The organism is Actinocrinis sp., from assembly GCF_035653575.1.
Taxonomy (GTDB): domain Bacteria; phylum Actinomycetota; class Actinomycetes; order Streptomycetales; family Catenulisporaceae; genus Actinocrinis.
In genome coordinates this window covers 1-16,186 of the sequence record NZ_DASRBQ010000100.1, presented here as the reverse complement: position 1 = coordinate 16,186, position 16,186 = coordinate 1, and the positions used below count along the sequence as shown (strand labels likewise).

At 68.7% G+C, this 16,186-nt stretch carries 20 protein-coding genes; 10 read left to right on the top strand and 10 right to left on the bottom strand.

The features are described 5' to 3' along the window. Nucleotides 1-276 precede the first annotated feature (276 nt). Nucleotides 277-1,044, bottom strand: a complete 768-nt coding sequence (locus VFA06_RS14220; protein WP_324841022.1) for a polysaccharide deacetylase family protein — start codon at nt 1,042-1,044, stop codon at nt 277-279. Between the two features lie 519 nt (nt 1,045-1,563). Further along, a complete protein-coding gene (locus VFA06_RS14215) occupies nt 1,564-2,037 on the bottom strand; it encodes a gamma carbonic anhydrase family protein (RefSeq protein WP_324841021.1) in 474 nt (157 codons plus the stop codon). Between the two features lie 158 nt (nt 2,038-2,195). Here VFA06_RS14215 and VFA06_RS14210 point away from each other — a divergent pair, with 158 nt between their 5' ends. From VFA06_RS14210 to VFA06_RS14200, 3 genes are all read left to right on the top strand, one after another. Then, complete coding sequence (locus tag VFA06_RS14210) at nt 2,196-2,540, top strand: metalloregulator ArsR/SmtB family transcription factor (protein ID WP_324841020.1); 345 nt, start codon at nt 2,196-2,198, stop codon at nt 2,538-2,540. After that, on the top strand, nt 2,537-3,004 hold the full coding sequence (locus tag VFA06_RS14205; RefSeq protein ID WP_324841019.1) for an SRPBCC family protein: 468 nt from the start codon (nt 2,537-2,539) through the stop codon (nt 3,002-3,004). The genes VFA06_RS14210 and VFA06_RS14205 overlap by 4 nt, the downstream gene beginning before the upstream one ends. An 88-nt stretch (nt 3,005-3,092) precedes the next feature. After that, a complete protein-coding gene (locus VFA06_RS14200) occupies nt 3,093-3,623 on the top strand; it encodes a pyridoxamine 5'-phosphate oxidase family protein (protein WP_324841018.1) in 531 nt (176 codons plus the stop codon). A 34-nt stretch (nt 3,624-3,657) separates the two neighbouring features. On the opposite strand, the gene VFA06_RS14195 is transcribed toward VFA06_RS14200, so the two are convergent. After that, nucleotides 3,658-4,221 (bottom strand): dihydrofolate reductase family protein, encoded by a 564-nt coding sequence (locus VFA06_RS14195; RefSeq protein ID WP_324841017.1) that lies wholly within the window; start codon nt 4,219-4,221, stop codon nt 3,658-3,660. Between the two features lie 120 nt (nt 4,222-4,341). On the opposite strand from VFA06_RS14195, the gene VFA06_RS14190 reads away from it, so the two are divergent. Next, nucleotides 4,342-5,385, top strand: a complete 1,044-nt coding sequence (locus VFA06_RS14190; RefSeq protein WP_324841016.1) for a sigma-70 family RNA polymerase sigma factor — start codon at nt 4,342-4,344, stop codon at nt 5,383-5,385. 55 nt (nt 5,386-5,440) lie between these two features. Here the strand turns inward: VFA06_RS14190 and VFA06_RS14185 are convergent, their stop codons facing one another. After that, nucleotides 5,441-6,160, bottom strand: a complete 720-nt coding sequence (locus tag VFA06_RS14185) for a dienelactone hydrolase family protein (protein ID WP_324841015.1) — start codon at nt 6,158-6,160, stop codon at nt 5,441-5,443. A 234-nt stretch (nt 6,161-6,394) separates the two neighbouring features. On the opposite strand from VFA06_RS14185, the gene VFA06_RS14180 reads away from it, so the two are divergent. Further along, the gene (locus VFA06_RS14180; protein WP_324841014.1) at nt 6,395-6,733 is read left to right on the top strand and encodes an STAS domain-containing protein; all 339 of its coding nucleotides are present in this window, start codon (nt 6,395-6,397) and stop codon (nt 6,731-6,733) included. A 6-nt stretch (nt 6,734-6,739) separates the two neighbouring features. On the opposite strand, the gene VFA06_RS14175 is transcribed toward VFA06_RS14180, so the two are convergent. From VFA06_RS14175 to VFA06_RS14165, 3 genes are all read right to left on the bottom strand, one after another. Then, nucleotides 6,740-7,552, bottom strand: a complete 813-nt coding sequence (locus VFA06_RS14175) for an SDR family NAD(P)-dependent oxidoreductase (protein ID WP_324841013.1) — start codon at nt 7,550-7,552, stop codon at nt 6,740-6,742. 109 nt (nt 7,553-7,661) lie between these two features. Next, entirely contained in the window at nt 7,662-8,183 is a 522-nt protein-coding gene (locus VFA06_RS14170) for a DUF2231 domain-containing protein (RefSeq protein ID WP_324841012.1), read from the bottom strand. A 118-nt stretch (nt 8,184-8,301) separates the two neighbouring features. Then, on the bottom strand, nt 8,302-8,685 hold the full coding sequence (locus VFA06_RS14165) for a helix-turn-helix domain-containing protein (protein ID WP_324841011.1): 384 nt from the start codon (nt 8,683-8,685) through the stop codon (nt 8,302-8,304). Nucleotides 8,686-8,771: 86 nt separating this feature from the next. Between VFA06_RS14165 and VFA06_RS14160 the strand changes: the two genes are divergently transcribed. The 3 genes from VFA06_RS14160 (at nt 8,772) to VFA06_RS14150 (ending at nt 12,357) form a co-directional block, all read left to right on the top strand. Continuing rightward, nucleotides 8,772-9,755: a zinc-dependent alcohol dehydrogenase family protein gene (locus VFA06_RS14160; RefSeq protein WP_324841010.1), complete on the top strand. Its 984-nt coding sequence runs from the start codon at nt 8,772-8,774 to the stop codon at nt 9,753-9,755. A gap of 102 nt (nt 9,756-9,857) precedes the next feature. Further along, nucleotides 9,858-10,214, top strand: a complete 357-nt coding sequence (locus VFA06_RS14155) for a DUF3140 domain-containing protein (protein WP_324841009.1) — start codon at nt 9,858-9,860, stop codon at nt 10,212-10,214. Between the two features lie 193 nt (nt 10,215-10,407). After that, entirely contained in the window at nt 10,408-12,357 is a 1,950-nt protein-coding gene (locus VFA06_RS14150; RefSeq protein ID WP_324841008.1) for an ABC transporter ATP-binding protein, read from the top strand. 55 nt (nt 12,358-12,412) lie between these two features. On the opposite strand, the gene VFA06_RS14145 is transcribed toward VFA06_RS14150, so the two are convergent. Then, entirely contained in the window at nt 12,413-12,826 is a 414-nt protein-coding gene (locus VFA06_RS14145; RefSeq protein WP_324841007.1) for a nuclear transport factor 2 family protein, read from the bottom strand. Nucleotides 12,827-12,851: 25 nt separating this feature from the next. After that, nucleotides 12,852-13,790, bottom strand: a complete 939-nt coding sequence (locus tag VFA06_RS14140) for a zinc-binding dehydrogenase (protein WP_324841006.1) — start codon at nt 13,788-13,790, stop codon at nt 12,852-12,854. Nucleotides 13,791-13,923: 133 nt separating this feature from the next. On the opposite strand from VFA06_RS14140, the gene VFA06_RS14135 reads away from it, so the two are divergent. Beyond that, nucleotides 13,924-14,910 carry a LysR family transcriptional regulator gene (locus VFA06_RS14135; RefSeq protein WP_324841005.1) on the top strand — a complete coding sequence of 329 codons (987 nt, stop codon included), beginning with the start codon at nt 13,924-13,926 and terminating at the stop codon, nt 14,908-14,910. 150 nt (nt 14,911-15,060) lie between these two features. Then, nucleotides 15,061-15,651 carry a VOC family protein gene (locus VFA06_RS14130; protein ID WP_324841004.1) on the top strand — a complete coding sequence of 197 codons (591 nt, stop codon included), beginning with the start codon at nt 15,061-15,063 and terminating at the stop codon, nt 15,649-15,651. Nucleotides 15,652-15,802: 151 nt separating this feature from the next. Here VFA06_RS14130 and VFA06_RS14125 read toward each other — a convergent pair. Beyond that, nucleotides 15,803-16,186, bottom strand: a 384-nt coding sequence (locus VFA06_RS14125; protein ID WP_324841003.1) for a TetR family transcriptional regulator C-terminal domain-containing protein, incomplete at its 5' end; no start/stop codon positions are given.

Here is a 16,186-nt window from a genome sequence, read left to right as displayed (position 1 = left end):
TGCGGCCGTGTCCGATCCCGATACGCCCGCTGACGGCATCCTGCCGAGCAGTACACGGCATTGCGGCCGCGTTCCCGCCGCGGCAGGGCCGCCCCGCACACCGCGCACGTGCTGCCGTCTGCCATCCGCGTCCGCCCGATTTCCGTCACACGATCAGCTGTTACGAAAAAGGGTAGCGGCTTCCCCGCCCCATCCCGGCGACAACCCGGCGCGGACGCTGTCGCAGCGCGCGCTGCATCGCGCTTGCGGGGCCGGGGGAGCTCTGGGGCCGAGTGGCTAGACGCTGGTGAAGCGGTACCCGGCAGCCAGCAGTTGGGGCAGGACGACCTTCAGGGCGGCAACGGTCTGGGAGCGGTCGCCGCCGCCATCGTGGTCGAGAATGATCGAGCCGGTGCGGGTTGCGGCCATGATCCGGCGGATGATCGTCTCGGTACCGGGCCGGGACCAGTCACGCGGGTCCACCGACCAGTCCACCGGGCGCAGCCGGGCCTCGGCGCAGGCTTCGAACACTGTGTGGGACCAGGCTCCGTACGGCGCGCGGAAAACCGCGGGGTTGATTCCGGCGGCGTGCAGTGCGGCATTAGTGCGCTCGATCTGGGCGCGGACGGCGGTCAGGGGCAGTTTTGACTGGTCGGTGTGATCGAAGGTGTGGTTGGCAACCAGATGTCCGGCTGCGGCGACCTCCGCCACGAGGGATCGGTGCGCGGCGGCCTGGCGGCCGATCATGTTGAAGGTGGCCGTGATCCGGTAGCGCTCGAGCAGGGAGAGTATCTGCGGGGTGTATATCGGGTGTGGGCCGTCGTCGATGGTCAGCGCGATCACCTTCGGTCCGGCGTTCACGTAGTACTCCGGGCGGCTTTGCACCTGGCCGGGGTCGATTGTCTGCGGGTTGGGCACGTCGGGCGGCGGCGTGCCGGACGGTCCACTGGATGCCGCGTCGCGCGGCGTTCGTGCGGAGCCGGTGAGCCGGGAGGTCGGGGAGGTAGCCGGGGAATCGGAGCCGGACAGTTCTGCCGCTGCGGTCGCGATCCCGGCAGCGCCCACGACGGCGAGGCCTCCAGCGGCAAACAGGACCCGCCGGGTTATTCCCCGCCGCGGCGGAGCTTCGGGCACAGGGGGCTGGGATGGTCGTGTGTTGAATTCGTCCACGATGATAAGGAAGGTCTGTAGATACCGACCGGTTCGATAGCACACGTCAAGCGGGATGTCGCCGCGCGGCGGTCCCTAGGTTGTACAGCGCGAGATGGAGTGTGCGGTACTGGCCGCTACCGCCAGTCGCCTCTCGATCGATCCACGTTCAGTAGGGTAGGCGCCGGCCTGAAGGAGTGCGCAGGTCCAACGGTGGTAGCTGACGGGAGAACGACCTGCGTCGCAGGACGCTGAGCCGGCCGGTGGGTGTCGTGGTACTGCGGCGCTGCGCCATACCTGTTCGCCTCCTTGCTCGGCGTGAGGATCGTTTCGCCCGGCTGCCCCGAAGCCCTGGACGCAAACACCCGCCGGTCGGGGCGAACCAGGCACATCCCGCCGGCACACCTCGTGGCCGTGTCGGCCGTTCCTCGGCAGCTACTCGTTGATGATGCGGTCCTCACGGTGCGCGCCGTAGAACTCGGTCTGCCGCGCCATGATCGCGCGCATCGGCGTGTCCCGCGTGACGCCGTAGACCGTGCCCGGGAAGTCGAGGTCGCGCTGCACTTCCCATAGCTCGTCGTGCTGGTCGGGGGAGAACAGCCGAGCCGGGTCCCCGGCCGCGATGAACACCTCCTCCTCCACGACTGCGCCGTTGACGTGCGCATGCGGGCCGATCAGCACCGCGTCACCAATGAGCGCATCGTGTCCGGCGCGTCCGCGGATCAACGCGTGCTCCATCACCACCGTGTCCGCGCCGATGTGTACCTCGCCATCCTCGGCGGAAAGGACCGCGCAGTGCAGGATCCGGGCGCGCTCGCCGAGCGCGACCGCGCCGCACAGTACGGCGGTGGGCGCGACGTACGCGGATGCGGGGACCACGGGACTGCGGCCACGATGCTCGATCAGCATGACTGTCCCTTACCTTTCGCGCTGAGCGCGTGACGCGCGGGCCCTCCTGCAGATCAGCGCTCTAGTTTCCCACAGGAGAGTCTCATTGGGCTGTTGACAGCAAGCCGCCGCAGGCCTATCTTCAACATATTAGTTGATAAAGAGAGCGATTGATAACGATGACGATTGACGAAGCGGAGGAGCGGCTGGATCGCGCGTTCGCCGCGCTGGGCGATCCCGTCCGCCGCGCGATGATCGCCCGGCTCTCCCGCGGCGAGGCGACCGTGAACGAGCTCGCCGAGCCGTTCGCCATCACCAAGCAGGCGGTCTCCCGGCACATCCACGTGCTGGAGGCGGCTGGCCTGATCACCCGCAGCAGGGACGCCCAGCGGCGCCCCTGCCATCTGAACGCGGCCGCGCTCGAGGAGCTGACCAGCTGGATCGACAAATACCGACTCGAGGCCGAGCGGCGCTTCCGCAGGCTCGACGAGGTCCTGGAAAGCATGAAGGAGCAGGAGAAATGAACGACACCGCGATCACCGCCCAGCCCGGTACCCCCTTCATCGACGTCGTCCGGGAATTCGACGCGCCCCGCGAGCGGGTGTTCCGGGCGTGGACCGACCCGCAGATCGTGCCGCAGTGGCTCGGCCCGTGCGGCCTGACGATGAAAGAGTTCGAATACGACGCGCGACCCGGCGGCAGCTACCACTACGTCCACGCCGACGAGCGCGGCGAGTACGCCTTCCGCGGCGTGTTCCACAACGTGGTGCCGGACGAACTGATCATCCAGACCTTCGAGTACGAGGGCGCGCCCAACCAGGTCAGCCTCCAGGCGGCCAGATTCGACGACCTCGGCGGCGGCCGCACCCGGCTGCACATGCACTCCGTCTACACCACGGTCGAGAGCCGCGACGCGATGGTCGCCAGCGGCATGGAACACGGCGTGCGCGACTCGATGCAGCGGCTGGACGAACTGCTGGCCCGATGACCGGAAGCGTGATCGTCGCCATCACGATGTCCGGGTCGGTCGCCCGCTGCCGACGTGCGATCGCCGTTGCGCCACGAGGAGAAGGACCATGATGACGCAACAGGAACTCAGCGCACACGCGCTGGCGCTGCTCGAGACGAACAATTATCTGACCCTGGGTACCGCAGATTCGCGCGGCCGGCCATGGACGAGTCCGGTCTACTTCGGCAGCGCCGGACTGCGGCAGTACTACTGGATCTCCGCGACCGATGCTCGGCACTCACGCAATCTCGCCGAGCGTGCGCAGGTCAGCCTCGTCGTGTTCGACTCCACTGTCGCGCCGTACCACGGCCGCGCCCTGTACGCGGTCGGCACAGCCCGGGAGCTGTCCGGCGACGATCTCGACGCAGCTCTCGCGGTGTACCCCGGCCCGGACAGCCGAGGAGCAACCCCGGTGACGCGAGACGACGTGCTCGGCTCGTCGCCATACCGCCTCTACCGGGCGACGGCGACCGACGTGTGGATCCTCTGCCCTCGCCAGCCCAGGGAACCGTGCGCCTTGCACGCTCTCGCCACGGACCACCGGGTCAGCGTCGACTGGGAGTCGCCTGGAACGGTTCCGCTGAAACCGGCCGGGTGAGGGCCCCGGCCGACATCGCCTCGGTGCACACCGCTCAGGGCTGCGCATAGGTCAGGTTAACTACACCCGAATCCAGTGTGCGGGCATCGGTGAGCTGTAGTGTCGCGCTGACGCCGCCCTGGGGGAATAGCTGGGTTCCGCCGCCGAGTACAAGCGGATGCACCGCGATTCGGAACTCATCGATCAGGTCGTGCAGCATCAAGGTCTGCACCAGTGTGGCGCTGCCGTACATTTCGATGTCCCCGCCCGGTTCCTGCTTGAGCCGGCCGATCTCGGCGGCCACGTCTCCGCTGATCGCCGTTGCGTTCCACGGCAGCGGTCCGGTCAGCGTGGTCGAGGCCACCAGTTTCGGGATCTCGTTCATCCGGTCCAGGTACGCCCCGCCCTTGATGTTTCCCCAGCTCTTGTGAAGCAGTTCGTAGGTGACTCGGCCCAGCAGGAAGTAGTCGGCGGCCTGCAGATGCTCCAGCGCGCTCTGCTCTGCCTCCGCCGTGAAGTACGGGTTTGCCCAGCCGCCCTGCTCGGTCTCACCGAATCCGCCCGGGTCCTGGATGACGCCGTCCAGGGTCACCAGGGTCGACACGCTCAGCTTGCGCATGATGCTGCTCCTTCGGGTCCGAGGTGCCATCCGGCACCGTCGCAAAGGCAGACTTCGCGCATCCGCGAAAGGAATCGGTCGGATAGCTTTGAGGTCTTATCGCCTCGAAGGGGATGACGGGTGCCTGCTTCGATCGAGACGGCCTCGGGTAACGACGAATTCGTGCGCCGCACCGAGCCCTACCGTCGTGAGCTCGTGGTTCATTGCTACCGGATGCTCGGCTCATTGGTGGACGCCGAGGATGCGGTGCAGGAGACCTACCTGCGCGCGTGGCGCTCGTTCGACTCTTTCGAGGGGCGCTCGTCGGTGCGGACATGGCTCTACCGCATCGCCACCAACACGTGTCTGACTGCCCGGCAGCACCACAGCCGCAGAGTGCTGCCATCGGGACTGGGCGCACCGTCGGATGACCCGGCCGCCCCGCCGAACTCGGCGGACCCCGATGTCGCGTGGCTGAGCCCGATCCCCGATACGTTGATCGGCTCCGCCGCCGCCGCCGACCCGGCCTCGATCGTGGCCACCCGCGACAGCGTGCGGCTCGCCCTCATTGCCGGCATGCAGTACCTGACCTCGCGTCAGCGGGCGGTGCTGATCCTGCGAGACGTGCTGGCCTTCCCGGCGGCCGAGGTCGCAGAGATGCTCGATATGTCAGTGCCCGCGGTCAAGAGCGCGCTGCAGCGCGCTCGCGCCAGCCTCCGCGAGGCCGCTCCGATGGACGATAAGGCCGCGGAGGTCACCGAGCCGGAGCATCGCAAACTGCTCGAGCACTACATCGCCGCCTTTCAGAACGCTGATGCCGCGGCGTTGGAGAAGCTGTTGCGCAAGGACGCGATGCTGGAGGCCCCGCCGCTGCGCACCTGGTACTCGGGCATCAGATTCTGCATGCCTTACATGGCCAGGCATGTGCTGGGCTCGCCCGGCCATTGGCGGATGCTGCCGACCAGCGCCAACGGCCAGCCCGCCGTCGCCGTGTACTACCGCGGAAGTGACGGCATCTACCTGCCGTACGGCATCACCGTGCTCACCGTGACTGCCGAGGGCATTTCGCGTATCACCGCGTTCGGGGACCCCGACTTGATCACCGCGTTCGGCTTCCCGCCCACCCTTGCGCCCGACCACGGCCACGACCACCGCCACGACGATCCTTCCGGCCCGCAAAGGTGAACCATGAGACCTTGACGACGAGCGGTGTGAGATGCGGGCGGATCGCAGGACCGGATCACGGTAATGTCCGGCTCCCGCCCTGGTCCGGTGAATTCGACTGTCCGGGCGCGAGGAACCAATCCCGTGCCTTGAGTGCGACCTGTTCAAGCGCGTGATTCTCGGCGAATAGGTGGGTGGCGCCGGGGATGATCTCGAGGTGGTGCGGTGCGCTTAGCTGCTCGGCTGCCTGGCGGTTGAGTTGGAGCACCTGCGGGTCGCGTCCGCCGACGATCAGCAGCACCGGGGCGCGTACCCGACTCAGGTGCTCGGCGGCCAGGTCGGGGCGTCCGCCGCGGCTGACCACGGCGGTGACTCGGTCGGGGCGTTCGGCGGCGGCGATCAGCGCCGCGGCCGCGCCAGTGCTCGCGCCGAACAGGCCCAGCGGCAGGCCGGCGGTCTGCGGGTGCTCGTTGAGCCAGTCGATCGCGGCGATGATGCGGCGTCCCAGCAGTTGTAGGTCGAAGCGGTACTCAGCGGTGGCTTCGTCCACCCGTTCCTCGCGTTCAGTGAGCAGGTCCAGCAGGAGCGTGCCGAGACCGGCCTGCTGAAGGACCCGGGCGACCGCGCGGTTGCGTGGGCTGTGTCGGGAGCTGCCGGTGCCGTGCGCGAACGCGACGATGCTCCCGGCGTGCGCCGGTTTGACCAGGTCGGCGTCGAGCCTGGCTGCCCCGGCGACGGGAATGTGCACACTCGACTCAGTCAGCCCGGCTATCCGTTCTCGGTGCTCGAACGCCATCGCGTCCTCCTACCGCACAGGCGCGGTACTCGCCGTTCTTCTCGATCCCGGTGTGCAAGTACCCGATCCCGCAGGTGGCGTGCACTAGGGCGAGCCGCACCATTTTGTTGCTCAGCGTCACCCCAAGGCTCCGGGCCGTATCGAGGCATCTTGTGCGTCGCGCAGTTTCGAGGAAGGATCAAATAACCGAGCGTCTCAAGAAGCGGCGCATCTTCGTGCGGGGTCAATGAAGCGGTGACAAACATCAAGGTCGATCGCGGTTCGCTGGTGCTGGTCCGGGTGGATCAGCCCTGCGGGATCACGGCGCGCGGCACGCTGGATGTCGGCCAGATCGCGTATCTGACCGGCACGCTGGAACGGCTGGCCGCCGAATCCGGTGGCGAGCTGCTGCTGGACTGTACTGGCCTGGACTTCGCGGGCGTCGACGCGCTGCGCGCGATCGTGCAGACGGCGGGAGTGTTGCACGCGGCTGAGCGGCGTCTGCGGGTGCGCGGACTCTCGCCGTACTATGCGCGCGTCCTGCAGCTTGCCGGATGGGATCAGACCCCTGGTTTGCTGTTGGACGCCGCCTGACCCGCCCTAGATGTAATCGGCCAGGAGTTCCGCGGTCGTCGCGCGTAGCTTGGCGCGGAAGCCGGGGTCGTACGCTTCGGGCAGTGCGCGATCGGGGCGTGATCCGTTGAAGTACTCGCCGGTGACGCCCGCGAGGCCGGGGTCTGTGATCAGTCGCAGCGTGGCCGTGACGCCTTCGTCGAGGTTCGAGATCGGCGCCGTGCGGGCCTCGCGCACCATCGCCGTGGGCATCAGGCTTGCCGGATGTAGGCAGTTGACGGTTACGGCGCTCGCGGGCAGCTCGTCGGCGAGGTCGAAGGTGAACGCGCACAGAGCGAGCTTGGAGCGGCGGTAGGCGGTGGTGCCGTCATATCCGCGTTCGAAGGCGAAGTCGGCCGGGTCGAACGGGACCTGGCCGATGGAGCCGACGTTGACCACGCGCGCGGGCGCCGACGCGGTCAGCAGCGGGATCAGGCGCCGGGTGAGCAGCACCGGTGCGAGGTAGTTCACGGCCATGCGCAGTTCGTGGCCGTCTGCGCTGCTCTGCCTGCGCTGCCCGGGCGGCCCGAAGCCGACGCCGGCGTTGTTGACCAGCACGTCGAGGCGATCGGTGGCAGCGGTGGTCAGGTCAGCGAGCTTGGTCACGTCTTTGAGCGAGGCGAGGTCGGCCACCAGCGGCCGGACCGCGGCTCCGGCCTCGCGCCGCAGGTCGTCGAGGCGTCCCTGATCGCGCCCGTGGGCAAGGACGCTCCAGCCCTGCGCAGCCAGACGCAGAGCCAGTTCCCGGCCCAGCCCTGAGGTCGCCCCTGTGATCAGTACTTTGCGCGCGTCGGTACTCACGTTCCTTCCTCCCAGCTTCCGCGATGGCACACGAGAGACAGACTAAGGTCGTTCGACATTAGTCCGGGCCCGGTGCGGACCTTGGGCGGAGGAGCGGGCTGTTAGGTGTTCAGGCGGCGCGGCCGTGGTGGGAGCGTAGGAGTCGGACGCTTTGCACCACCTTCTCGTCGCCCTCCTGGATCCTGGTGAGCGAGACGCCGATGTGGTAGTTCTGCACCAGCATCCAGCCGAGGAACCCGGCGCTGATGGTGCAGGCAACGCCGGCGGCTGCGAGGGCCAGGCCGAGGGTGGCGTCCTTGGCGGGGCCGTTCCAGTGGCTGGCGTAGGTGCCGAGGCTGATGGCGAACAGCGCGAGCGCGGCGATGTTGAGGGCGGCGTGCGCCAGGCCGACCGTCTTGGCCGCCGAGCCGCGGGGGATGCCCAGCGCCCAGTCGGCCAGTCCGGGCAGGGCGGCCAGCAGGGCGCCGCCCACGCCGGCGATGTTCAGGGCGATGGCGAAGTTGAGCCAGAACTGCTGGCCATTGGCCGCGTACACGGCGAACCCGACCAGCGTTCCGGTGTACCCGGCGACTGGATAAGCGATGAGCATCGGGTGGATCGGATGCCCTGCGATCTTGACTTTGCTGTACATATTGCACCTCGCAAATGCGACGGACTTCCCCCGGCAGCGTCCCTAGCGCCCATCGTCTCTCCGCTAGCGAAATGCGCAAACCGGGCGCTGCTGACAGACGCTGCTGACAGAGACGCGGTCAACCTGCAGTGCCGGCGCTTGCGGCCGCTTCGGCCAGCGCGGCCTCTTGGAAGTCGGCGATGGCCCCGCCGTGCTCGCTCGCCCATCTGGTCAGGACCTCGATGGGCTCGACGAGGGTGCGGCCGAGGTCGGTGAGACGGTACTCGACTTGCCGTGGCGCTTCGGCTCGGCGTTCGACCAGCCCGTACTGCTGGAGTCGGCGCAACGTCTGGGTGAGGACCTTGCGCGAGATACCGCCGATCAGGTCGACGAGCTCACCGTGTCTGCGCGGCTGCTGGCTCAGGCCGAAGAGCGCGAGCACGGCCCACTTATCGGAGAGGATCTCGACGGCCAGGCGCGTGGGGCAGTCGGCGAGGAAGACGTGTCCGGCCGCGTTCTGCATGATTTCGAAGGTACCAGGAGGTAACTGACGGCTCCGTAGCGTGGTGCGCGAGCAAGGAGACCAGCACCAGATGCCAAGGAGTCACCATGCCACGAGTCGTCGTGTTCGACGAGTTCGGCGGGCCGCAAGTCCTGCACGTCGTCGAGGAGCCGGTCGTCGAGCCCGCGGCCGGCGAGGTTCGGGTCAGGATCGAGGCGTTCGCCGTCAATCCGCTGGATCAGATGATGCGCTCCGGTACTTCGCCCGCGCCTGTCCCGCTGCCGCACGCCCGCCTCGGCGTGGAGGGAACCGGCGTCATCGACGCCATTGGCCCCGAGGTCACCGGGCTGCAGGTCGGCGATCCGGTCATCCTCACGGCCATTCCCGACGCGAGCGTGCGCGGCAGCTACGCCGAATACACCACGCTCCCCGCGAGCCGGGTCATCGCCCGGCCGGCCGGGCTCGCCGTCACCGAGGCGGCGGCGGTGTGGGTCGCGTACTCCACCGCCTACGGCGCGCTGATGGAGAAGGCGGGAATGCGCCCCGGCGACCACGTCCTGATCACTGCCGCCTCCGGCGGCGTCGGCCGGGCGGCGATGCAGATCGCCAATCAGATCGGCGCCGTGCCCATCGCCATCACTCGGCACAGTGCGAAGAGGGACGACCTGCTTACTGCCGGCGCCGCCGCGGTCATCGCCCTGGACCACGAGGACGTGGCCGAGGCCGTGCGCCACCATACCGGCGGGAGTGGCGCGGATATCATCCTCGACCTGGTCATGGGCCCCGGCCAACAGGATTTGGTGAAGGCGGCCCGTCCCGGCGCGACGCTGGTCGCCGCAGGCTTCCTGGACGGCCGGCCCACACCCTTCCCCAGTGGCACGCCGCTCACGATCTACAGCTACCGCAGCTTCGAGCACACCCTCGACACCGTCGTGGTCAAACGCATGGCGGCCTTCCTGAACGCCAGCGTAGGCCTTGGCGCACTGCGGCCCGCCATCGACACCGTCTTCGCCCTCGACGACGTCGTAGCCGCGCACCGACACCTCGAAAAGGGGCTGCACGCCGAAGGGAAGATCGTCGTGACGACGTAAGAGCACGGCAGCAGCCGGCCGGCCCAGGTTCGTCCGTTAACTGCGCTGTTTGGCGCCAATCGCGAGGGGCACCCGGGCCACTGCGCTCGGGAAAGGAGAACCATGTCGGCTCCAGTCTCCGATCAGCTGTGGCAGGAGTTCCACACGGTCGTGAACATGAACTCGCGCGAACTTGAGGACTGGCTGCGCACGAGCGCGGCCGACGAACAAGCCGAGTCGGTTCCCGACGAAGCCGGCTCGCCACTGGGCAGGCGTGTCGCCGACGTGCTGCGTAAGCGCCGCGTCGACCTGACCGCGAGCGACGCCGCCGTGATGGAACGCGTCGTGCACACGGTGCGCTCGCAGCGCGATGCGCAGCTCGAACCCACGGCGGGCGACCGCGGGTGGCGTCAGCGACTGATGAGCGTCGGCCACGATCCGCTCAAACCGCCCGGCAGCGGGCAGAGCCGCGACACGTAATGACACAGCAGCCCCAACGGCTGCGGAACACCGTCGTACACCGCATTGTCCGGGCAGACCGATACATGGCAGGAGGACGCCAACTGGGTCGGAGGGCTGCCGCGGCCTGCTGCGTCGCACGGCGGTAATTGCGTCGTCGCAGAACCGTGCCACCGGCCATGCTAAGCCGTGGAGGTGGCCCATGGTCATGCGGATGCGGTGGGACAGGCCCGCGACGGTCGAGCGCAGCGGGCTGACCGGAGATCCGGACATCCCCGACCCGCCGCCGCAGCGCGGGCCGCGCGATCCCAGGGCGATGCTGGCTTCCGTGGCCGGAGCGCTACGCGGAATGCCGAGAATCGTCCGCCTGGTGTGGGGCGCGAGCCCGGCGATGACGGTCGGCCTGTGCGCGACGACGATCGTTGGCGGGCTAAGCCCGGTCGCGACGGCGTGGATGTCCCGGTTGCTGATCAACACCGTCGTGCAGGGGATCACCCGGCACGGGGCCCGCGTCACGATCCCGCTTCCGTGGGGTGGGCACACGCCGCAGCTGGGCGTCTCCGCGGCGCTGATCGCCCTGTCCGCGACGCAGTTGCTCATCTATCTGGTCAACGCGGTGACCTCCGAAGTGCGCAGCGTCGCCCAGCAATGCCTGCAGGAACGCATCTCGCAGGTCGTCCAGCTCCAGGTGATGGAGCATGCCAGCACGCTCGACCTGGCGTTTTTCGAGGACTCCCGCTCGTACGACCTGCTGCGCCAGGCCCAGCAGGAGTCTGCGATGCGCCCGCTGGCCATGGTCAACGGCGTGCTCAGCCTTATCCAGTCCCTGATCACCCTGGCCAGCATGCTCGCGCTGCTGCTCGGCCTCAACCCGTGGCTGGCGCTGATCGTGCTGGCCGCGGCGATCCCGGAGTTCCTGTCCGACGCGCGCTTCAGCCGCAAGAGCTTCCGGTTGGCGATGTGGGGTGCCCCGATCCGCCGCCGGATGTCGTATCTGGCCATGCTGGTCACCACGGACACCGCCGCGAAGGAGGTCAAGCTCTACGGCCTCGGCCCGTTCTTCGCCGAGCGGTTCCGGCTGCTCGGAGCCGTTTACTACGCGCGGCTGCGGAAACTGGCCGTGCGCCGCTCCCTGGTCGGCGGCGCGTGGAGCACGCTGGGACCGCTCGTCGGCTCGCTCACCTACCTCTACATCGCCCTGCAGGCGGTCGACGGGAGGCTCACCCTCGGCGATCTGACGCTGTACACCATGGCCACCAACTCGGTGCAGGGCGGGATCCAGTCGGTGTTCGGGGCGTTCTCCCAGCTCTACGAGAACGCGCTGTACGTGAAGAATTTGGACGAGCTTCTTGCGGCCGCGCCGACGATCCGCGCTCCGCAGCAGCCCGCGTCGCTGCCGTCCGGGCCGCGCGGCGGCATCGTGTTCGACCACGTCTCCTTCCGCTACCCCGGGACGCAGGCGCCGGCCCTCGACGATGTGAGCGTGGAGATCCGGCCCGGCGAGACGATAGCCCTGGTGGGACGCAACGGAGCCGGCAAGTCCACCTTCGTCAAGCTGCTGTGCCGGCTCTACGACCCGCAGGCCGGCCGGATCCTGCTCGACGGCGTCGACATTCGCGACCTCGACCCCGCCGACCTGTGGGCCGGCATCGGCGGGATGTTCCAGGACTACGTCACCTACCAGGCCACCGCCGGCGAGAACATCGGGATCGGCGAGGTGTCCCGCATCGAGGACCGGGACGCGATCGCGCACAGCGCCGAGCAGGCCGGCGCCGACGAGCTGATCAGCTCCCTGCCCCGCGGTTACGACACCGCGTTGGGCAAGTGGTTCGACCAGGGCGCGCAACTGTCCGGCGGCCAGTGGCAGAAGGTCGCGCTGGCCCGCTCGTTCATGCGCGACGCGCCCGTGCTCGTCCTGGACGAACCCACCTCTGCGCTCGACGCTCACGCCGAGCACGAGCTGTTCGCCCGCATCCGCGCGCTCGCGGCCGGCAGGACCGCCGTCTTCATCTCGCACCGCTTCTCCACGGTGCGCAAAGCCGACCGCATTCTGCTCTTCGAGGACGGAAGGCTAGCTGAGCAGGGCACCCACCAGGAGCTGATGCGGCTGGACGGCGAATACGCGGAGATGTTCACTCTGCAGGCCTCCGCGTACACGTCGTGACCGTACCGCAGGCGACGACACGAGCCCACAATCCGCGGCGATCACGGTCGGTTGATCAGGACTCTGGGAAAAGCACGTTGGCGACGTGGTGGGTGTCCGCGTACTCCCGCACTGAGGTGATCCTCCCGTCCCGGACGGTGAACACCGCCGCGCAGCGGTTGTCGTATGTCGCGCCGTTGGCCGCGGTCGCCTGGGACGTCCACTCCGCCAGCACTTGGTGGCCCTCAGAGAAGACGTTGACGAGGCCGATCACCACGGGCGCCGAAGGGTCCAGGTAGCGGCCCATGCCGCCGAGGAAGTCCGCGACGATCGCCTCGCGTCCCTTCCACAGGCCGGAGATCGGCAGGCTGCCCGGGTAGAGCCAGGTGGCGTCCTCGGCGAAGCTGGCCGCTATCGTCTCGGCGTCGCCGTCGCGAACGGCTTCGACGTAGCGCACGACGACGCTCTTGGGGTCGGTGGCCGGGGTCATGGTGGTGCTCCTCCTCGATAGTGGATCAGGGTTCTTGGTTGATGGTGAGGACGGCCTTGCCGTGCACGCCCCGGTCCCGCAGCCGGATCAGCACCTCGGCGGTCTCGGTCCAGTCGGCCACCAGGCCGATCTCGGGATGCAGCCGGTCGGCGGCGACCAGGCGGACCAGGGCCCGCAGGTCTTCGCCGTAGCCGGTGTCCGGGTCGGCGTAGTGGAAGTGCCGGATCGTGGCCGACGCCGGGCCGGCGAAGAAGTCGAAGAAGTCGAGCGTGGCGGGCTGCCGACTGGCCTGCCCGAACCAGATCAGCGTCCCGCGCGGGGCCAGCTTGGTCAGCGCCGCAGGCAAGTTCGGTCCGCCGATGGACTCCAGGACCACGTCGAAGGGCCCGTGCGCGGCGTCGATCGTCGGCACGACGTGGGCTGCACCGAGGTCCAGCAGCCGGGCGCCGCGCTCGGCCCGGGAACTGACCGCGGTGGTCTCCAGTCCCGTCGCGGCCGCGAGTTCCACGAAGTAGTGGCCGACGCCGCCGGACGCCCCGGTGATCAAGACTCTGCGACCGTCGAGCGATCCGGTCACCCGCAGCAGCCGCAGCGCGGTCAGGCCGGCCAGTGGCAACGCGGCGGCGGTGATAGCGGATACCGAGTCCGGCAGCTGCGCCAGCGAATCGGTGGGCACCGCGACGTATTCCGCCCAGCCGCCCTGCGGGGGATGTCCCACCACACGCGCGCCTGCCGCCGGACCGGAGCCGTCGGCCGCGGCCTGCACTACGAGGCCCGCGACGTCCTTTCCGGGCCGCCAGCCCGTGCGCGGCGCCTCCAGCTGGAACGTTTCGCCGCGGTTGATCGAGTACGCCTCGACCTTTACCAGCGCCTCATTCGGGCGCGGCCGTGGCTGGTCCACCGCGGCCAGGACGACCGACGGTCCGCTCCCGCCCGCCCGGCCGGTGGGTGTCATAGCCTGCATAGCGATCTCCTTCTCGCCGCGGCGCGTGAGTCCGGCGGCCGCGAGATCAAGAAGACCAGCGGGGTGACGGACCGGTCCAACAACCGCACGGCGCGGTTCGACAACCATCGGAAGTGAGTCAAGGACGCAGGGTATGGATCTTGATCTGGCGCAGGTGCGGGCGTTTGTCGCGGCCGCCGACCGGCTGCACTTCGGACAGGCCGCGCAACAGTTGGCAGTAAGCCAGCAGGCGCTGTCCAAGCGCATCGCACGCCTGGAGAGCGAGCTGGGGGTCCTGCTGTTCCGGCGTGGCGGCCACAACGTGGAGCTGACCGAGGCCGGCCGCCGTTTCCTCGAACCGGCCCGCCAGACCCTGGTCCACGGCGACCGTGCGGTGGCGGCGGCCCGCCTCGTCGAGCGGCCGCTGCGGATCGACTTCTGGGGCCACCTGTTCACGCCGATGCGCACCCTCGCCACGGTGATCGACCACGTGCCGCCGGCGGTCACCGTCGAGACCGGGCCCGGCCGTGACCTGCCCAGTGTCCTCGACGCGCTGGCACGCACCGCCACGGACGTCGGCTTCGGCCGCGTGCACGGGATCGGCACAGCCGAAGCCGCGGCAACCACGCACCGGCTGGTGCGGCTGGAGCCGGTGGATGTCGTGGTCCACGAGCCGCATCGACTCGCCGACAGGCCGCAGGTGCGGCCCGACGAGCTGCGGGACAGTGTCCTATGGTGCCCGGCAGCGCTGGACCGGCTGGACTTCTATCAGCAGTTTGCGACGCACTTCGGCATCCGCGCCGTCTCGGGCACCGCGAACCTCGGCATCGACCACTTCCTGGAGCAGGTGGCGGCGGACACCCAACGCTTCGCCCTCGTCCCGGCAGACCTGGAGTTGCCAGAACGCGCCCGCATCCGCTCCATCCCGCTCGTAAAGCCCACGCCGCTCTACGCCTGGTCGCTTCTGTGGCGGACGGCAGACCCCCACCCCGGCATCGAACCGCTGCTGCGTACCTGCGCCGAGATCGGCGGCCGGAGCCGATGGCTGGAGTACCGACCGGGGCGGGACTGGCTGCCGCCCGGCGACGTTTCAGAGGCCGAAGGCGCCGCATATGTCCCGAGCCTCTCGCCAGGTGAGTGACCGGCATGGGTGAGTCGCATCCCGTCTTGAACATCTTCCTGGACGCAGCTGAAGCGCCTGTACCATTCGGTACATGTACCAGACGGTACAAGATTGACCGGGAAGGGATGTGCGCGGCATGGCTCGGGATGGACGCCTCTGGGAGACAGGATGCTGACGGGAGTCGTCATTGACGCGCAGGCCGTCTCGGCCATGGAGCGCTTTTGGACCGAGGCCACGCGGGGGCGAACCGGCGGTCTCCGCCTTCGGTTCGCGGCGTGCGACAAGCCGAAAATCGGCAAGAACCGACTCCACCTGGACCTGGCGGCGGGCGACGACTGGCAGGCCGAAGTCGATCGGCTCTTGGCGCTCGGCGCCAGGCACGCCGACATCGGGCAAGGCGATGTCCCCTGGACCGTCCTGGCCGATCCGGAGGGCAACGAGTTCTGCGTCCTGCACCCCGGTCACCCCGGTGTACTGGCAGACAGCGGACTGGTGGCGATCTGCCTGGACATGGCGGAAGAAGACCGTTCCAGGCAGTCCGCGTTCTGGATGTCCCGGACCGGCTGGATGCATATTGAATCCGGTGCCTGGGGCTTCCGGTTGCGTCACACCGAGGACAGCGCGGTCTCCCTGGTCATGGGCCCACCGGCCGCGGCAAAGACGGGGCGCAACCGGCTGCGGCTCGAAGTGGTGGCCCGCGACCTGGAGGCCGGCGAACACCTCGATCCCTGCGGGAATGAGTTCCATGTCCGGAACTGATCGGCCGATCCCTCCGGACGCGCGGCGCGATGGACCCGGCGAAGTTCCGTACCCGCGGTCCGTCCGTGATCGCGCGCCCGGCCGGAGCTGGCCGATCTGCTGATCGAGGGCGGCATGGCAGCCGCCGACGCGTACAAGATCTTCACTTTCATCACCAGCTAAGCCGTTGCTTGTTCATTACGGTGGTCCGGCCTAGATCTGGGGCGGCCAGCGCGGCCAGGTAACTGGTCAGGGCGTTGTCGATCGCTTGTTGCTGCCGCTCGGCGTGATAGGTCGTCGGGTCTAGGGCTGCCAGTGCGTTGAGCCCTTCCACGAGCGCGACGAGCGCGGCGGCCGCGTCGGCGCGCGCGGAGTCGTCGAGATGCGGCCGCGCCTCGGCGAGCAGCCGATCGATGCGCTGGACGAATGCCCGGTTGTGCGCGCGGTGCAACTCGGCGAGTTCGGCGTCTGCGACGGCGGCTGCCGTGAACGCGATCCACACGCGGGCTTCCTCCCGCTTGTCGTCCGTGAGCGTCGCCGCCTGTGCCAGGACCGC